The sequence below is a fragment of the Myxococcales bacterium genome (assembly GCA_016712525.1).
Lineage (GTDB): Bacteria > Myxococcota_A > Polyangia > Polyangiales > Polyangiaceae > JAAFHV01.
The window spans coordinates 923,961-940,972 of sequence record JADJQX010000001.1 but is presented as its reverse complement, the minus strand read 5'-3'; the positions used below and the strand labels follow the sequence as shown (position 1 = coordinate 940,972).

Annotated in this window: 8 protein-coding genes; 7 read left to right on the top strand and 1 reads right to left on the bottom strand. The window is 68.0% G+C overall.

Annotated elements, in window-relative coordinates; all coding sequences use genetic code 11:
* Positions 1-2: 2 nt before the first annotated feature.
* Positions 3-3,836, bottom strand: a complete 3,834-nt coding sequence (locus IPK71_04010) for a hypothetical protein (protein MBK8212891.1) — start codon at positions 3,834-3,836, stop codon at positions 3-5.
* A gap of 73 nt (positions 3,837-3,909) precedes the next feature.
* Here IPK71_04010 and IPK71_04005 point away from each other — a divergent pair, with 73 nt between their 5' ends.
* From IPK71_04005 to IPK71_03975, 7 genes are all read left to right on the top strand, one after another.
* Complete coding sequence (locus tag IPK71_04005; GenBank protein ID MBK8212890.1) at positions 3,910-4,917, top strand: AAA-like domain-containing protein; 1,008 nt, start codon at positions 3,910-3,912, stop codon at positions 4,915-4,917.
* Positions 4,914-5,783 carry an AAA-like domain-containing protein gene (locus tag IPK71_04000; GenBank protein MBK8212889.1) on the top strand — a complete coding sequence of 290 codons (870 nt, stop codon included), beginning with the start codon at positions 4,914-4,916 and terminating at the stop codon, positions 5,781-5,783. The genes IPK71_04005 and IPK71_04000 overlap by 4 nt, the downstream gene beginning before the upstream one ends.
* A 62-nt stretch (positions 5,784-5,845) precedes the next feature.
* Positions 5,846-7,876: an AAA family ATPase gene (locus IPK71_03995; GenBank protein ID MBK8212888.1), complete on the top strand. Its 2,031-nt coding sequence runs from the start codon at positions 5,846-5,848 to the stop codon at positions 7,874-7,876.
* On the top strand, positions 7,873-8,574 hold the full coding sequence (locus IPK71_03990; GenBank protein ID MBK8212887.1) for a hypothetical protein: 702 nt from the start codon (positions 7,873-7,875) through the stop codon (positions 8,572-8,574). The genes IPK71_03995 and IPK71_03990 overlap by 4 nt, the downstream gene beginning before the upstream one ends.
* Positions 8,575-8,660: 86 nt before the next feature.
* The gene (locus tag IPK71_03985; GenBank protein ID MBK8212886.1) at positions 8,661-10,343 is read left to right on the top strand and encodes a DUF262 domain-containing protein; all 1,683 of its coding nucleotides are present in this window, start codon (positions 8,661-8,663) and stop codon (positions 10,341-10,343) included.
* The gene (locus IPK71_03980; GenBank protein ID MBK8212885.1) at positions 10,340-11,614 is read left to right on the top strand and encodes a HipA domain-containing protein; all 1,275 of its coding nucleotides are present in this window, start codon (positions 10,340-10,342) and stop codon (positions 11,612-11,614) included. Before IPK71_03985 ends, IPK71_03980 begins: the two co-directional genes overlap by 4 nt.
* A gap of 68 nt (positions 11,615-11,682) precedes the next feature.
* On the top strand, positions 11,683-16,893 hold the full coding sequence (locus IPK71_03975; GenBank protein ID MBK8212884.1) for a CHAT domain-containing protein: 5,211 nt from the start codon (positions 11,683-11,685) through the stop codon (positions 16,891-16,893).
* The last annotated feature ends 119 nt before the right edge of the window (positions 16,894-17,012 follow it).

Below are 17,012 nucleotides of genomic sequence, written 5' to 3'. Positions count from 1 at the left end.
GGTTACTTCTTCTTGGCCTTCGGTCGCGCCGTGGGTCGCGGCTTCTTCGGTGAAGACTTCCCGGCGGCCACCTTCGCGGGCGAACGGCGGTTCGTGACGCCGCCTTTGTCGTGGTCGCGTTCGGTGGTTGGCGGGCGCTTCACGGGAGGGCGTGGGGTGATATCAGTGTCATCTGAAGATTGCCGGTCGAACAGTGCGACCAGGGCACCCGTGCGGGTCCTCTGGGGTGGCGGAGCGCCTCCAGGACGGCCGCCACTACCGAGGCCGCTTCCGTCACCGCTCCCGTGCCCATCGCCGCCGCCACCGTCACCGCCTCCGCCATGGGGTTTTGCATCACCACGTGACTTCTGCCTCTTCACCCACGGGTGATCGGGAACGCTTCGATCGAGATCGCGCAGGAGTGAGCGCGCGTCGTCGGGGGAACGGGTGGCGCCGAGGGCGCGCTTCGTTCCCTCGACCAGACGTTGGACCCTTCGTTCCTCGAGCCACTCGAAGTCGGCGTTGGTTGGAGATGGGCTTTTCTCGAAGACGGTGAGGATGGACTCTGCGTCATCAGGGCTCAGCTCGGACTCGGGGGCAGCGAGGAGAATGACCTCCCGACGCCAATCTTTGTAGGCCTCCCACCGCGGTCCGACGTAGCCTTCTCCTTGAGCCTCCCGACCGCGGGGCTGCGCGTGATGCTTGAGAATGGCCTCCCATGAATCTTCATTTGGCGTGAACCTTCGTTCGAGGATCTGGTCAACTCTCGCGTAGAATCGCATCGCGAGGGTTCCCGTCGTCGTGCCTTGGGCTCGCGGCTCGAGGCGGGTCCAAGCGTCCGAGAGTGCCTCGACGTCGAATAGAGACGTGAGATCGGGAGTCGGCCACATGGTCACCCAATCAGGACGCAAGTAGATCCGAAACGCAGGCCAGAGGGGACCTACCGTGCCCGATGGCAAACCGCTCCCACCTCCCACCAATACTTCAAGATCCCACTGTAGGCGGTGAGCGAGCTCAAGCGGGCCGATCTCCAGGTGTGGACGGTCCGGAGCGCTCATGAGCTCTTCTGGGCTGGCGAATATGCGGGACAGGTTCGGTGCTGGCCGCGAAATCGCTACGAGCGTTCTTCGGATATCGGCCAAGCTCTCGGTCCCACGCGCTTGGAGGTAGTTGACCAGCGCATTATGGAGGGCCGCCGCATCGCGGCCATCGTTTCGGGCGATGTCTTCGAGCGCCTTCCGCGCAACCAGGAAGCCTTCTTTGGTCTGCAACCTCGCGAGCAGTAGTTGGCGACGCGCAGTTCCGAAGAGGATGCCGACATGAGGCCTCTCGCCGCTCTTGTAGGGGAAGTCGGCGCAGGCGGAGTCAGGGAGGCTCACCCTTCCGAACAGGTCGCTGAGACCGGGCTCGCTTGCCTCCGGCCGCGGGCTCGCCGGGTTCACCGCCGCGACGGAGAAGTAGGTAAGCAATGTCTCTTCGGTGATCCCCTCGGGGATGGAACGGTTGACCCATGTGTATTCGAGTTGCATTCGAAGCCACCGCCGCCGCCGGCTTCCGTAGTCGGAGTTGGTCGAAAAGGGCGCTACCACGTCCGTGGCGGCCGAGGCTTCGCCCGCAGGCTCGAGCAGCGAGGCGAGCGAGGTGAAGAGCTTGTCCAGTTTGAAGACGCCGCTTTCGGGGGATCCGAAGAAGCGAATGAAGTCCACCCAGGTACGAATTGGATCACGGCTCCCGCGCTTGGGGGTGACGAGCCGCTTGGTAATGATATCGAACAGCGGCAGAGGTGTCGGCTCCGGGTCCGTGAGGGTCTTCTCCGTAAGATCGACGACGTCGAGTGCACGAAGCTTCTCGGCAGTCGGACCGCGTTCGTCGAGAGCGACGCCTACGCTGAGCGCGCTGAATATGTAGATTAGCGCAAACACCCTTTCGTCCATAGGCTGCCGGTTCGGCTCAGTTCTCCACCGATGGATGGCTGCGCGCCAGGTCGTCGAGAAGAGCTCGTGCTCGTAGAACGTTTCCCATTCTGGCAGCGGCCAACGGACCCTCAGCATCCCACCGGGGACTCCCGCGGCGCCCGGCTTGGTGCCGGGACGCTTGGGGTCCATGTCCCCCAGATGCTCCGTCCAGACCAGAGGTTGTCTAAGGCAGACGGGTGAAGGGTCGACGGGGTCACCCAGCAGCGCCGATACGTCCGCCATCATGACGAGCCCGTCTCGAAGGGCCGGTGGGAGTGCACGGCGGATGGTCGGTTTGTCGTCGTCCTCCTCCATGAAGTGCACGTCCTGGCTCGCCGCGCCTTGGTACGTAGCTCGCCACTCGGTCGGTGCCGCGGATCGGAGCCAACACGGAAAGGGACCGTCGCTGATGCGCTGGTCCCAGAGCGGTACGTGGATGGCACTCCATCCGACCGAAGTTCGGCGGTGCCGAAAGATCGAGTCGGACCAGCCGGGCTCGGTGAGGCCGTCGAGCAGGCGCTTCTGTATGCTTCGAGGTTCGTAGGATCGCTCGACGCATGCGCGGAAAATGATGTTCGCGGCGAGGTGGAGGCGTGCCGTTTCGGTGAGGCTGGGGCTGACGGGCTTCGCGAGCTCGCGCAGCCCTTTGATGAGATCGGTGATGCTGCGCGGACGATCCGGGATCACCTCCACGAGCCGTATGTGCTCTTGCTCTGGACCCGTTCTCAAGATGAAAAGGTCGAGGAGCGAGCGCTTCCGCTGAGGTTCAGGAGGGAACGAGAAGCCCTTGAGGACTTCCTGAAGCGAGACGAACGCACCCGTTTCGGACGGCACGGGCGCACTTGTGGTGTCCGCCCCCGGAGTGCGATCGAGCTCTTGAACGAGTCTCGCGCTCGGGCCAAGGTGCTTGATGCGCCTGCGGTGCGTGGGGGGAATGGTTCGCTCGTAGAGCTCGGTCGCGAGCTGCACGGCCGCGCGCTCAGGGGCCGCCGCGTCGACGTAGCGGTAGTCTCCGGGTAGTTTGGAGTCCATCCACATCCACTCGAGGAATCGAGCCGTCTGGACCGACTTGAAGAGCTCGCTGTCGCCCGTGAGAAGGAAGGCGACGTTCGGGTGGTAGAAGCCGCGCAAGACGCGGAGTAGCGTGCTCGCCACCTGAGGCTGCATGTCGGCGTCGTCGACCGTGAGCAGGAAGAGGGGCCTGGTCGCGAGCCGAAGCGTGGTTCGTAGGATTTCGGCGGCAGCGTCGACAAAGTCGCCCACGCTCGCGGATGCCTGGAGGCTCGTGCTCAGCGAGTCTTCGATGCGCCATGCATCGAGATCCAGATCCCCGGTCGCACGTGACGTCGAGCTTTGGGCACGGGCTACTGCAGAACGGGTCGCCGACTGCCACTTTGCGTCGAGATCGGCATGCCACTTTGCGTCGAGATCGGCATGCTCGGTCTTCAGGTGCTTTTTGACCTCGTTGTGAATGCAAAGGAGGAGCAGCAGGAGAATGTTGGTGTCATCCGAGAGCGGGTAGAGGTCGAGGAAGGGGAGTGGCACGATGAAGTGGTTGTCGTCGAAGGGAGAGCCGCCCGGAGTCGTGCCTAGCCGAGGCTTGAGGTCCGCGCCGCCTAGAGCGCCGTGGTGGCAGCGGTCGAGACGGGCGTGCAAGAAGCCAAGAACCCAGAAGAGTGCCGTCGTCTTGCCGTCGCCGCGCCGGCCATCGATGAGGATCGCGGAGTTGCGTCGTCGCTCGACGAAGAGCGGTCGTGGGCCTTTGCGCGTTCGGGAGCTTGAGGCGTGGCTCGCGAGCTCAGCCAGCAGCTCGAGCACATCGCGGACGACCTCCTGCTGCGGGCCGGTCAACCTCTCGTAGGCCACCAGGTCGGCCTCGTCCCTCGTCCGGGTGTTGCTCATGGGTACCCCTAGCTTCGAGCGTAAGCGAGCGTCGGAGGTGACGGCCACGAAAATCGGTCATGGGACCCCACCTGTGGTGACGCTGGTCGCTGGAGGTTGGGCCGTCGAAGCTGGCGCCAGAAGCGTCGCGTCATTCTCGTGGCGCGGCAGCAGCCATCAACGCGGCCGGGATTCTGTTAGTCTCCCATGTATGGAGGTCGAAGAAGAGGCTCCCCTTTCCGGCTATGGCGAGCCGTGGCTCGTGCGTGCCGTGGAGGAGCGGGCTCGGGGCTTTCTGGAGAACGGGCGCGTCGTCTTCCTCTCGGGTCCGCGGTTCTTCGGCAAATCGGCCCTGCTCGGCCGGCTGGGCGTGAGCGTCGCGCCGGTTTCGCTGCGAGATCCAGCTCGGCTGCTGTACGAGCTTGGCGGGGCCGAGCTCGCGTCGGTGGGAGAGGCCGTTCGCCACGCCGCCCGCAGGGGCTCGTCAGAGCGACCGGTCGTATTCCACGTGACGGATGGTCAGGCGATGAGCCCCTTCGAGTCGGGGGAGGATGGCGCCCGTGCACGCGGTGAGGTGCTTGGTCAGCTGCTCGGTGCGTTCGACGAGCCCGAGGTGCGAGCCCACGTCAGGCTCGTGGTGACGAGCCACATCCCGTTCGTGGAGCTCGGTTCGGAGGCGTATTGGGCCATGCGGCTCCCAGAGTGCACGATCGGCGATTTGTCCGCGGAGGAGACCCGTGCGTTCGGGAGGCTATGGGGAGTCGACTTCGCGGTCGGCGAGCTCGAGGCGCTGCGTGACCGAGTGGGCGGCCATCCGTACCTCACGAAGCTTCTCTTTGCGGCCGTTGCGCAGGGGCACTCGCTCGAACGGGCGATCGCCACGTCGTCGGACGACGACGGCCCGCTGGCTCCGTTTTTTCGGGCGGCTTGGGAGTGGCTGCGGGAGCCCGAGCTTCTTCGCGCCGCCAAGGAGGCGGTCGAGCTCGCGCAACGGCCGACGACGCTCGCCACCTTCGCGCTCGCGGTGGGCGGCATCGTCCGTCCTGGCAGCCCGCCCGTCCCCTACGGTGCCGTAGCGGATTGGATCCGGCGGCTACGATGAGCCCGAAGATCAACGCTCCCCGATGGCTCGTGCGTGCCGTGGAGGAGCGGGCGCGGGGCTTTCTGGAGAGGGGGCGCCTCGTCTTCCTCTCGGGTCCGCGGTTCTTCGGCAAGTCGGCCCTGCTCGGCCGGCTCGGCGTGAGCGTCGCGCCGGTTTCGCTGCGGGATCCGGCTCGGCTGTACGAGCTTGGCGGGGCCGAGCTCGCGTCGGTGGGAGAGGCCGTTCGCCACGCCGCCCGCAGGGGCTCGTCAGAGCGACCGGTCGTGCTCCACGTGACGGATGGTCAGGCGATGAGCCCCTTTGAGTCGGGGGAGGATGGCGCCCGTGCCCGCGGTGAGGTGCTTGGTCAGCTGCTCGGTGCGTTCGACGAGCCCGAGGTGCGAGCCCACGTCAGGCTCGTGGTGACGAGCCACATCCCGTTCGTGGAGCTCGGTTCGGAGGCGTATTGGGCCATGCGGCTCCCAGAGTGCACGATCGGCGATCTGTCCGCGGAGGGGACTCGTGCGTTCGGGAGGCTATGGGGCGTCGACTTTGCGCACGGCGAGCTCGAGGCGCTGCGTGACCGAGTGGGCGGCCATCCGTACCTCACGAAGCTTCTCTTTGCGGCCGTTGAACAGGGGAGCTCGCTCGAACGGGCGATCTGCACGTCGTCGGACGACGACGGCCCGCTGGCTCCGTTTTTTCGGGCGGCTTGGGAGTGGCTGCAGGAGCCCGAGCTTCTTCGCGCCGCTAAGGAGGCGGTCGAGCTCGAGCAACGGCCGGCGAACCGGGCCACGTTCGCGCTCGAGGTGGGCGGCATCGTGCGGCCTGGCAGCCCGCCCGTCCCCTACGGTGCTGTAGCGGATTGGATCGGGCGGCTACGGTGAGTCCCAAAATCCCAACCGGTGGCGCCGTGAACGCACGGTTGGACCTTGCCATACCCCGGGACTTGCAGGACAAAGCCTTCCTCGCGCGTCTCGAGACCGGGGGCGTGGTGATCTTTGTCGGGCCCCCTCGGCTCGGGAAGACGAGCTTGCTGCTCCGCGCGAAGGCCACGCTCCTGGAGCAGGAGCGGCGCGTCGCTCTTTTCGTTCTGAAGACCGCCAAGGTCGCGAGCACCCGCGAGTTCGTGCGCCGGTTCGTGGCGGCGTTGCACCGCGAGGCCAAGTTGAGCCGGGGGGCGGTGGGAACGATGCCATCCGAGGGGTCGGTGCTGGATTTCTTTGGCGCCGAGCTCCGGGCCTTTGCCTCGAATGCGCCCGGTGGGCCGGCGGTCCTTCTGCTCGACGATATCGAGGACATCGCGGAGGTGGAGGACGCGCGCGAGGTACTCGACACGCTGGACGCGGTGCAGCGCGAGACCGGCTTCACGCTCGTTCTCACGGGCACGCGCCACCCGCTTCGTGATGCTCCCGGGTACGATGCGCGCTTCGCGGGTGCCCGGCCGTTCGATCTGCCAGATTTCTCGCTCGCCGACCTGGCCGGGCTGTCGGCTCGGTTCGGCGACGCGTACGTGCGCCAGGTCTTCCAGCTCACCCAGGGGCACCCCTACCTCACGATGTGTCTCCTCCTCGCTCACGAGGGCGGCCACGTTGGGAGCGAGGAGGTGCTCTCGGTCGAGCGGGCGGCCGACCTCATTTTCTTCGCGGCGTCCGCGAGCGTAGGCTACCAAGGCACGCCCTCGCAGCTTGTCGAGGTCGTGCACAAGGATTTCGAGCACCGGCCCGTGAGAGACCGTGTGGATGCGCTGATCGTGTACCGCGCGTTGATGAACGGCCAAGCCGAGGCTCTCCAAGCTCGGGTGCCCGGGCTCGTGGCCGAGGACTCCCCGCCCGTGCTCGCCCTCGTGGAGCATGGTTTGGTGGCGTCGCCAGCGACACTTCGCGCGCGCGACGCCGACGGCGCGTGGAAGCTGGAGGGCCGAAACCCGATCCTGGACTACGTGTTCGGAGGAAAAGCGGCCCTCCCGTCGAGGAGGAGGGCCGCGTGGCGCTCCGTCGAGTGGGGCAAGTTGGTCGAGCATCGTCCGCATCTGCAGCTCGTCTACGAGTGGGGCACAGCGGGCGTGTTGCCGGCGGGTGAGCTCGGAGAGCGGGTCGCGCAGTGGCTGGAGGGCCGCTCGGCGAAGTTGTCGATCGCCGAGGCCGCGTTTCGTCGGGTGCTTTCGAAGGAGCTTCAACGGGCCCGCCGGGGGCGCTGGGGGGTTGGTTTGATGGCGGCATTCTTCGTGCTGGTTGGTGTTGGGGCTGTGGTGGGGACGAAGCTGGCGGCGGCGGAGGCGGAGGCGGAGGCGGCGAAGGCGGAGAAGGCGAAGGCGGCGGAGGCGGAGGCGAAGGCGGCGGAGGCGGAGGCGAAGGCGGCGGAGGCGGAGGCGGAGGCGGAGAAGGCGAAGGCGAAGGCGGAGGCGGAGGCGGCGGAGGCGGAGGCGGAGCTCAGCGGAAGGCTCGGAGCGGCGACCTCGGATCTCGATCGTGCCAAGGCCGAGCTCAAGCGGGTTGAACGTGACGCGACCAAGAGCAAAAAAGAGCACGAGGAGGCGCTTGCGGCGGCAAGGGCCAAGGTGGAATCCGCCGAAGCTGTCGAGAAGGCCGCCATGGCCGCGTTGAACGCCATGCAGCAGGCGCAGAACCGCGCGAAGGAAGCCCTTGAAGCCCGCAAGCAGGGGCACCAAGGGTGCATCAGCGCTATGGAAACCCAGCTGGATGGCGGGGTTTCCGAGAAACTTCGCCTCGACGCCGTCGTCAGGGCGCTGGAATGTCAGGAGCGTGTGCATCAGGACGGAGGCAGCGCGGAGGTGAGGTCCACGGTGTCCAGCGTCCTGAAGGCGCTCAGGCCCCTTACCGTCACGACCGTTGTGGCGAGCCCCACCACGTCCAACACAGCCGTTCCCGAGGCAGCCGCCCCCGTACCCGACGCAGCCCCCCCGGCCCCCGACGCAGCCTCTCCTTCCCCCCCTAAGCCCGGATCCAACGACCCATGATCACCACCTCCAAGCTCCCGTCCAAGCTCGCGGCCAACGCGAAGAAGGCCGCTTCCACCGCTTTGGCTCGCAAGCGTGACCGCGCTACCGCGTTGCTCATCTCCATCCGAGATCGCAAGCGCACTCTCGCGGGTGCTTACTGGGACCTGGGGCGCGACCTCTCGGAGCTTCGGGCGATGAAGGCCGAAGCGGCGCTCGGGTACACCTCGTTCGCGGCGCTGTGCACCAAAGAGTGTGGGCTCTCGGAGGCGTTCGTCATGGGGGCGATCCGCGTCGCGACGGAGCTCTCGCGGGAGGCGGCGCTCGAGCTCGGGTCGCAGCGCCGCGCCATCGCGTTTCTCGACCTCGCCAAAGCCACGCCGGAGGACGACACCCCGACCGAGCTCCTGCGCAAGGGGCTGACGAAGGGCGCCGTGAAGCTCGGCAAGGGGGCCTCTGCGCGCAAGGTCGAAGAGGCCGCAAAGGCCATTCGCGCCAAGGCGCAACCCAAAGCGCAAACGAAGCGGCCCATGGGGAAGACGACGACGCCCGAGGAGCGCGCGACGGCCGAGAAGCTCGAGAAGGGAATGGCCGCCGCCGGGTTCGACGTCGAGGTGCGCGCGGTCGCGACCAAGCCGGGGCAACCGTGTGGCTTTGCCTTGCGGTTCTTGCCGCGAGCAGGCTTTCGCGCGTTGGCGAAGCTGCTCCGCGAAGTTTGAAAAGCATCGCCGGCGATGCCTCGAAGCATCGCCGGCGATGCTTCGGCCGGTTCCTCCGGGGCGCCACAGGGGGTAGGATCCTCGGCATGGCAGCCACGTCGCCGCGCTCTCTGCACGAGCCTCTCGAGCGGCCCCCCGCTGCGACGACGCTCACCGTCCGCGACCTCGTCGCGCGGGTCGTGGCGGGCCGCGTGCGGGTGCCGAGCTTCCAGCGTCCTCTCCGCTGGGGCGTGGACGACGTGGTGAAGCTCTTCGACAGCCTCCTTCGCGGCTATCCCGTGGGCGCGCTCCTCTTCTGGAAGCAGCAGAACCTCCCCGCAGGGGCCGTGCGCATCGGGGCCGCGAACCTCGACGTCCCCGCGCAGAACGACGGCTTCTACATCGTCGACGGTCAGCAGCGCACGGTGGCCCTCGCAGCGAGTCTCTCCGAGCTGGATCACGGCGGTGACCCTCGGTGGGCCGTGAGCTACTGGCCCGACTCGCGCGAGTTCCAAGCGGACAAGAAGGTCCCGCCGCGCGCCGGGTTCGCCGTGCCTGCGGCGGTGCTCGGGGACCTCCGCCGCCTCGGGCGTTGGTTCCGTGGATGCGCCTTGAGCGAGGATCAGCAAGAGCACGTCGAGCAGGTGCAGCAGCGCATCTTGGACTACTCCCTCCCCGCGTACGTCATGGAGACGGACGACCCTCGACCGCTCCGTGGGGTGTTTGCGCGCCTCAACAGCTCCGGGGCACCCATGCGCGCCGACGAGGTGTTTGACGCGTTGCTTGGCTCCCCCGCCGGGCCCGAGCTCGACGTGGGAGCTCGGGCACCGTCGCTCCTCGCTCGCCTCCAATCCGCGTGCGACGTCGACGGGTTCGGTGAGCCGCCGCGGCCCGAGGCGTTGAAGGCGTTGCTCGCCATGAGCGGGCACGATCCGACGCAGCGTCTCGAACGCCTGGGCGAGGAGGCGGCGCGCCGGCTCGTCTCCGAGGCCGATGCCGTTCCCGCGCTTCGCCGGACCGTAGCCTTCCTCCAGGCCCGCCCGGACGACCCCGAGCCGGGGCCCGGCATTCCGGCGTACGCCGTGCTCCCCTATCCGGTGGTGTTCGTCATCCTCGCGAAGTTCTTCCACCGCTTCCCCGAGCCGGCTCCGGCCACGCGCGCGCGCCTGGCGCAGTGGGTATGGCGAGGTATCGTGACCGGCACACACGAGCGGGCCGCGGTGAGCCTGCTCCGGTGGCAGGTGCAGGCCATCGGAGACGACGAACGCGATTCGCTCGACGCCCTCGTGGCCAAGGTCGGGGAGCGGCGCGAGGCGAGCTGGGAGCTCCGGCCATTTCACGCGCGCAGCGCGGCGAGCCGTGTCGAGCTGCTCGTGCTCCTCGAGAAGGGGCCTCGTGATCACGATGGGCCGGTGCATCTCCGCAGCTTGATCGGGTTGGGTGAGAGGGTGGCCCGCGAGATCGTCCGGAGCTCCGAGTGGGATCGCCTCGATCCCGACGCGCGAGCCCTCGCGAAAACGGCAGCAAATCGCGTTCTGCTGGACTGGCGCCACTCCGGTCTCGGTGGAGTCCTGCGCAAACTAAGGTGGTCACGGGATCGCGCCATGCTGGAGAGCCACCTGCTCGACGAGGTCGCGCTCCAGATGCTCAAGGAGAAGGACTATCAGGCGCTACTCCGTCACCGTGGAGCGCGCCTCCGCGCCGATGTCGCCTCGTTCCTGAACGCGCGCGCGGGGTACGACGAGCCGGTTTGGCGACCCATCGAGCACTACGTGGAGCTCGCCACGTGAGCGCGCGCGTGACGCGACTGCGCGTGACGCTCCCCGGGAGGACGGTCGGGCACCTCGAGCATCACCGGGACGGCCGCGTGGTTTGGACGCCCGACGAGGCCTGGGCGAAGGAGAACGTTCCCCGGTTGTCGGCCCACGTTCCGCTGCGGAGCACGCTCGTCGAGGCCGGCGGCACCATGCCGGCATGGTTCGAGAACCTGCTCCCGGAGTACGATCCTCACGCGCCGAAGAAGCTCAGGCAGTACCTCTGTGCGCGGCTCGGCATTCGGGAGACCCAGTCGTTCCGCCTTCTGGCTGCCCTCGGCCACGATCTCCCCGGCGGCGTCGAAGCTCGCCCCGTCGACACGAGCGACTCCGGCCCCGAGCTCGAGGCTCCGTCCGCGACGGACGATCGCCTCCGGTTCTCCTCCGTGGCCGGCATGCAGCTCAAATTCTCGATGTCGCTCGTTCGGAGCGGCTTCGTCCTCGGAGCCACGAAGGGGGCACGGCAGTACCTCGTGAAGCTCCCCGGAGCGTTCTCCGGCTCGGGAGGCGAGGCGAGCCTCGTGGAGGTCGAGCGCGCGACGATGGCGTGGACGCGTGCCTCCGGGCTGGAGGTGCCCGCGCACGAGATCGTGTCCACCAAGCTCCTCAGCGGCATCGACCCGGGGTGGGTGCCAGAGGACGGCACGGCGTTCGCCATCGAACGGTTCGATCGCTCGCCCTCGGGCACGAAGCTTCACGTGGAGGATCTCTGCCAGGCGTTGGGCCTCGCGCCGAGGCACAAATACGGCGTGCTCGAGCGCGGGACGTTCGGTGCTGGGAGCCTCGTCGCCTTCGTCGCAGACCAAGCGGGGGACGAGGAAGCGCGCGAAGCGACACGTCGCCTCGGCTTCGTCCTCGCGTCGGGAAACAACGACGCGCACCTCAAGAACTGGGCGTTCGTTTGGCCCGCTGGCGCCCCCCGACCCAAGCTCTCCCCGTGCTACGACCAGGTCGCCACAGTCGCGTGGAGGGAGCACTTCGGTTGGGCCTTGGCAGGTGGGCCGACGCTCCCCCTCGCGTTCGGGAGCACCCATCGCTTCCGCCTTCTGGACGACGAGGCCGTCGCCCACGCCGCGAAGGCTGCCCGCGCCTCCTGGTTCCGTGACGAGCTGCTCGAGGGCATCACTCGCGCCCGCTCGGCCTACGCAAGCGTCGGTTCGGTCGTACCGGCGCCGATGCACGAGGGCCTCGTCGAGCACTGGGCGAGCACGCCGCTCCTCGCGAAGCTCGGCGACTTGCGGCGATGATCGAGAAATTCGTTCCGTCCTAAGTCGTTCGCCCATAGCCTCGAGGGATCGGAGGTGGTGGGATGGCTATGTCGCGCTCACGTGGCGAGCGGGTCGAGGAGCTTGGGGAAGGGCTTGGGACGCTGCGCACGACACCCCTCACGGGTGCGAAGCGAGGCAGTAGCCCCCTCGCCGCGGCGAAGGAGCTTGGGAGCGACGAGCTCCTGCGTGTCGCCGACGTCGTCGGTGGAGGCGCGCTGTACTGCCGCGTCGCGGACCTCGACGCGACGGCGCAGCTGCTTCGACGGGGCCGACGGAGCTCTGGCGCTTCGGACCTCGTCATCGAGCACCTCGCCCTCGCCGGGCTCGACGAGATCGTGGGCCAAGGGGTCGACGCGGCCGTGAAGGCCGTCGAGCAGGCTGTCTCGAGCCGGTTCGGGCTCTTCCAGGTGTCCCCAGAGGCGTCGGCGTTTCAGGCCCCCGAGCGCTGGACGCGCAAGGGCATCGAGGGTGAGGCCCCCGCGCTCCTCCTCTTGCACGGCGCGTTCTCGTTGCCCGAGCACAGCTTTCGGCACCTCGGCTCCTCTCCGATGTGGACCGAGATCGTCTCCCGCTATCCCGATCGGGTGTTCGCGTTCGCGTCGGCGACGATGAGCGAGAGCCCGATCACCAACGCGCTCACGCTCGTCGAACAATTGGCCCCCGGAGCGCAGCTCGACATCCTCAGCTACTCCCGCGGTGGCCTCATCGGGGAGCTCCTCGCTTGGCCGCCTCAAGACCTCTCTCTCTCGGAAGAAGGAGGCCGGTTCGAGAGATGGATGAAACGCGTGGAGGCGACGGTCGACCGCGCGCAGGTCGAGCGCCGAAGAGAGGCCTACCAGGCGGAATGCGCTGCGCTCTCGAAGCTCCGCGCCACCCTCGAGGCGAAGCACATCCGCGTACGTCGACACGTTCGTGTCGGCTCGCCCGTGGGGGGCACGCCGCTCGCCGGGAAGCGGCTCAACACGTACCTGTCGATCGTGCTCGAGGCGGCCTCGGCGCTCGTCCCCGGGCCGTCGCTGGCCCTCGGGCTCGCGAAGCGCGTGGTGCTCGAGATCTTGCGGCGCACGAACGACCCGCGGACTGTGCCGGGGCTCGTGGCCATGGATCCCCAGGGCGCGCTGGTTGGCGCGCTGCAACGCCGCGGCCCGGCCTCTGCCACCCGCACGTTGGCCGTCGCCGGTACCTTTCGCCCGACCGGACTGCTCGCCCGAGCGGGCATGTTGGCCGTGGACTATTTCTACGGGGAGCCGAACGACCTGGTGGTTCCCACGGCGTCGATGTGGCTGGCGCCCCCCTCCGAGTCTGCCGATGCCGTGCGTGAGCGGGTCGTCGCGATCGCCGATTCGAGCTCCCACCACTTCGGCTACTTCACCCATCCCGAAGCGGCACGCGCGCTGCTGGACGACGACACGAGGCGCGGCGTCGTGCCCAAGCTCGTGGCCAACGCGGTGGGCACCGCGACCGTGCTCGTGGAGCAGGGGCCGGACGACGGTGATGCGAAGGAGACGGTCTTCCTCCTGCCAGGCATCATGGGGAGCACGCTTGGCACAAACGCCGCCGATCCGATTTGGATCAACGTGTGGAAGCTTCGTCGCGGCCGATTCGACGATCTGGACCTGGCCAAAGACGGACTTGGTGACTCGAAGGTCGGCGCCCTCTCCGTGCTCGCGCCCTACTACGGCTCGCTCCACGACGCGCTCTCCGAGTCGTACACCAGCATCCCCTGGGAGTACGACTGGCGGAAGAGCATCCTCGAATCGGCAGAAGCGCTGAAGACCGCGGTCGAGACGCGCCTCGCCCAGACGCTCGGCCCCGTGCACTTCGTTGCTCACTCGATGGGCGGGCTCGTGGTCACGGCGATGCTCAACCTGGCGCCCGAGCTGAAGAAGCGGCTTCAAGAGCGTGACTCCCGGTTCGTGATGCTCGGTACGCCACTTCGTGGGGCCATCGAGCCGCTCCTCGTGCTTTCGGGGCGTCATCGGCTCCTCGCGATGCTCGACGCGTTCGATGGTCCGCTCCACGACGCGCGCGCGATCGTGCGTTCGTTTCCGGGGCTCGTCGAGCTCCTCGACCCGAGGTCGCACAACGCGCGCCTGGCGCTCGACCTATGCCGCGTAGACCCCGACGCGAAGAGCGCGGCGGAGGTGTTCTGGCAGAAACGCGACGCGTGGCTCGCCGAGGACCCGTTCGGGATCACGACGCACTACGTGTTCGGGAAGGCCGACCGGACTCCCGACGGTGTGCTCGGGGCTTCTCCTTCGGACCTCGACCTCTCGACGACACCTTCGGGAGATGGCACCGTGCCATGGTCGTCGGCCGCGGGCATACCATCGGTGCAGTACCACTACGCCGACGCCGAGCACGGTGCGATGCCGTACAGGATCGAGCCCAGGGCCATCCTGGACATGCTGGCGGGGCGAGCCTGGCGCTCCTCGAGCGTCTCCGAAGCGGCGAAGGTTCCGTTGCGGAAGGAGCGTCCCTCGGCCGCGCCGCTCGACGAGAGTCTCTTGGCGGCTGCGTTCGGCAGCGTCCCCCTACCGGGGGCGTTCTCTTCGGGCGCTCGGCCATCGACGTTCAAGGCGTTGACCGAAGATGCACATCCCGCAGACCCCTCGATCCCCTCGATCCCGCTCAGGCCTCGGATCGTCCATGGGGCGCTCTACACCGGGCAGGGTGTCCTGGTCTTGCCGGTCTTTTCTGGAGAGCCTTTGTCCGAGTCCGGCTCGGCGCTCGACCGTATCTATCGGAATCGACTCGGCGCCCTTCGCGGCACGGCAGCGTGGCCCACCTGTGCCGGCGCGTACACGCTCCTTCCGGAGGACCCGGCCGAGGGAGCGCCGGCCATGTTGCTCGTCCACGTGGGGCTGCGGAGCCGCCTCACGAAGCGAGGGCTTCGAGGGGCCGTGCGTCGTGCATTGACCTCCTGGTCGTGCGGTTCCGGTGGGGCCGTCGATGTCACCCTGTCGTTCGAGGTCCCGAGCGTAGAAGGGCAGAGCGCTCTCGGACCGGAGGAGGCGTTCGTCGCGCTCATCGAGGCTTCGGTGCTCACGAACCGCGCGGTGGCGTCTGCCGGGAAGGGCAGGCGCATCGCGTGCGTGGAGGTGTGTGAGCCGTACCGGGATCTCGCCAACCGGTTTGCGGCCTCGCTGCGGAACGTCGTGCAGTGGTTCTCGTTCGAGGTCGATCGGGGCGAGGTCGACGCGATCGAGCCGATGCGCACGACGGAGGGGTTCTACGGCTACCGCACCGCCTCCGAAGGGGCTTGGGAGACGTGGTCTCGCATACAGATCGACGGTCGCGTCCGCGCGACGTCGTTGCGACTGACCGTGGTGACGGGGCAAGGGACGGCGGCGCGGTGCCGCAGTCTCATCGACGTTCCTCTCTCGGTGCTCGCCTCCGCGGAAGCCTTGGCCGACGAGTCGCTTGACCGCGCGACTGCTGCGGAAGACCTGTACGCTGCGATCACGAACCGTCGCCTCCGTCTCGCGATCGACGACGGTCAAGGGCTCGTGCTCGACGTCGATGCGCGGGCAGCAGCGATTCCATGGGAGCTCCTACTGCCCGACGTGGTCGACGGCGTCGCGTCGCCGCGGGACGAGGTGGTGCGCGTCCTCACCGAACGCGTCGTGAACGACGCCGTGGTAGCGTGCGCTTCGCCGCTCGCGCTCGTCGTGGGGAACCCACAAGTCGGCGATCTGCCCGACCTTCCGGGCGCGGCGGCCGAAGCGAATGAGGTCGCGTCGGCGTTCGCCCGGGCTCCCGGGCCCACATGGGGAGTCACGCACCTCGTGGGCAAAGGTCCCCTCTCGGCGCTGAGCGAGGTCAGCAAGGCGTACCGTGTCGTTCACTTCGCGACCCACGGCCGTGTGAACGAGGCCGGTGTCGGCGAGCTGTACCTCGGCGATAACTTCTGGGACGGTCCGCGTCTCGTCGAACGCATGACGGAGGTCCCGCAGCTCGCCTTTCTCAACGCGTGTTTCTCGGGCCGTTCTCTCGCGGAGGGCACCCGCGTGGCGTCGAGCGTCGCTCAGGCGTTCCTGCGGGCGGGGGTGCGTGTGGTCGTCGTGACGGGGTGGGCGGTCGGCGACGCTGCGGCAGCGACGTTCGCGAAGACCTTCTACGACGAGCTGCTGCGCGGGGAGACTTTCGGCCGCGCGGTTCGTCGCGCGAGGAGGCGTGCGCGGCTCGGGCACCCGGGCGACGACACGTGGGCGGCCTACCAGTGCTACGGCGAGCCCAGCACGATCCTGTTCCCCGAAGGCAGACCCGAGCGTCGCCTCGGTGACGGAGCTCGACCTCGATCGGCCGAAGAGCTCGTCGACTACCTGGTCTGCCTTCATGGGGACGCTCGAATCTTGGACCCCTCCGCTCGCCAAAGGATAGGCGCCGCGACGCTCCAGGCGCTGGGTGCGGCGGAGGCGATCACTGCCGTCGGGCATCGGCGCGCCGGCATTCTCCTTCGCGACGTGGGTTGGATGGAGGAGGCCTTGGCGCAGTTCGGCAAGGCGCTCGAGAAAGACGACTGTCCACGCGACGTGCTCCTGTGGTGGAGGGACACCGAAGCTCGGCTCGCTCGGTCATCCTCGTTGCCTGATGGAGCGAGGGCGTGGACGAGCTACCTTGGCGGACCTTCGCTCGACAGCTGGGAGGCGTTCCGACGGAGGATGACGTGGCTCGCGATCCGTAGGGGAGATCTAGACGACGCTGTGCTCAAGCTCAAAAGCCTCGGCGAGAAGAAGCCGAAGCGGGTCGCATCGGATTCGGACGCCGTGCTGGCGCTCGGCGACGGCGTGCGAGCGGTGAACCTGCAGAGTGTGGCGGAGAGCTCGCGCGCGCCCGCTTCGAAGGTGAAGCGAGAGATGCTCCGCGACGAGCTCGACAGAATCCTCATCGATCTGGTGCTTGGCAGAGACGTCGACCGAGCGCGTGCGGCGGCCGTTCTGCTCGAGGTCGCCCGGCTCGGTCCCTATCGGTCCATGCGGTCGAATGCCTTCGAGAGGTGGATGGTCTCCGACGCGGTGTTGGTCGAGGCGGTCCTCGAGCTGACGCCGGCGGGGGTGGCCGCGACGCCGGAAGATGTGGCCGCCACGTATGCGAGCGCCCTCATGGGGAGGGCTGCGATCCTTTGGGCGAGCGTCGCGGGAGACCATCTGTCGGGGCTCCTGCGTGCGCTCGGGGACCCGCCACCCGACCGAGCGAGACGCATGGAAAGCTTCCTTCGGGAAGCCATCCGCGTGCTGCCCAGCAGTGTCACGTAGCTCACGAAAAGCATCGCCGGCGATGCCTCGAACCATCGCCGGCGATGCCTCGCCCCGGAGGCCACACCCCACGCGCCCCGCGTGAACTCGCGTTCGCGCACCCTCGCGCGCACCCCGAA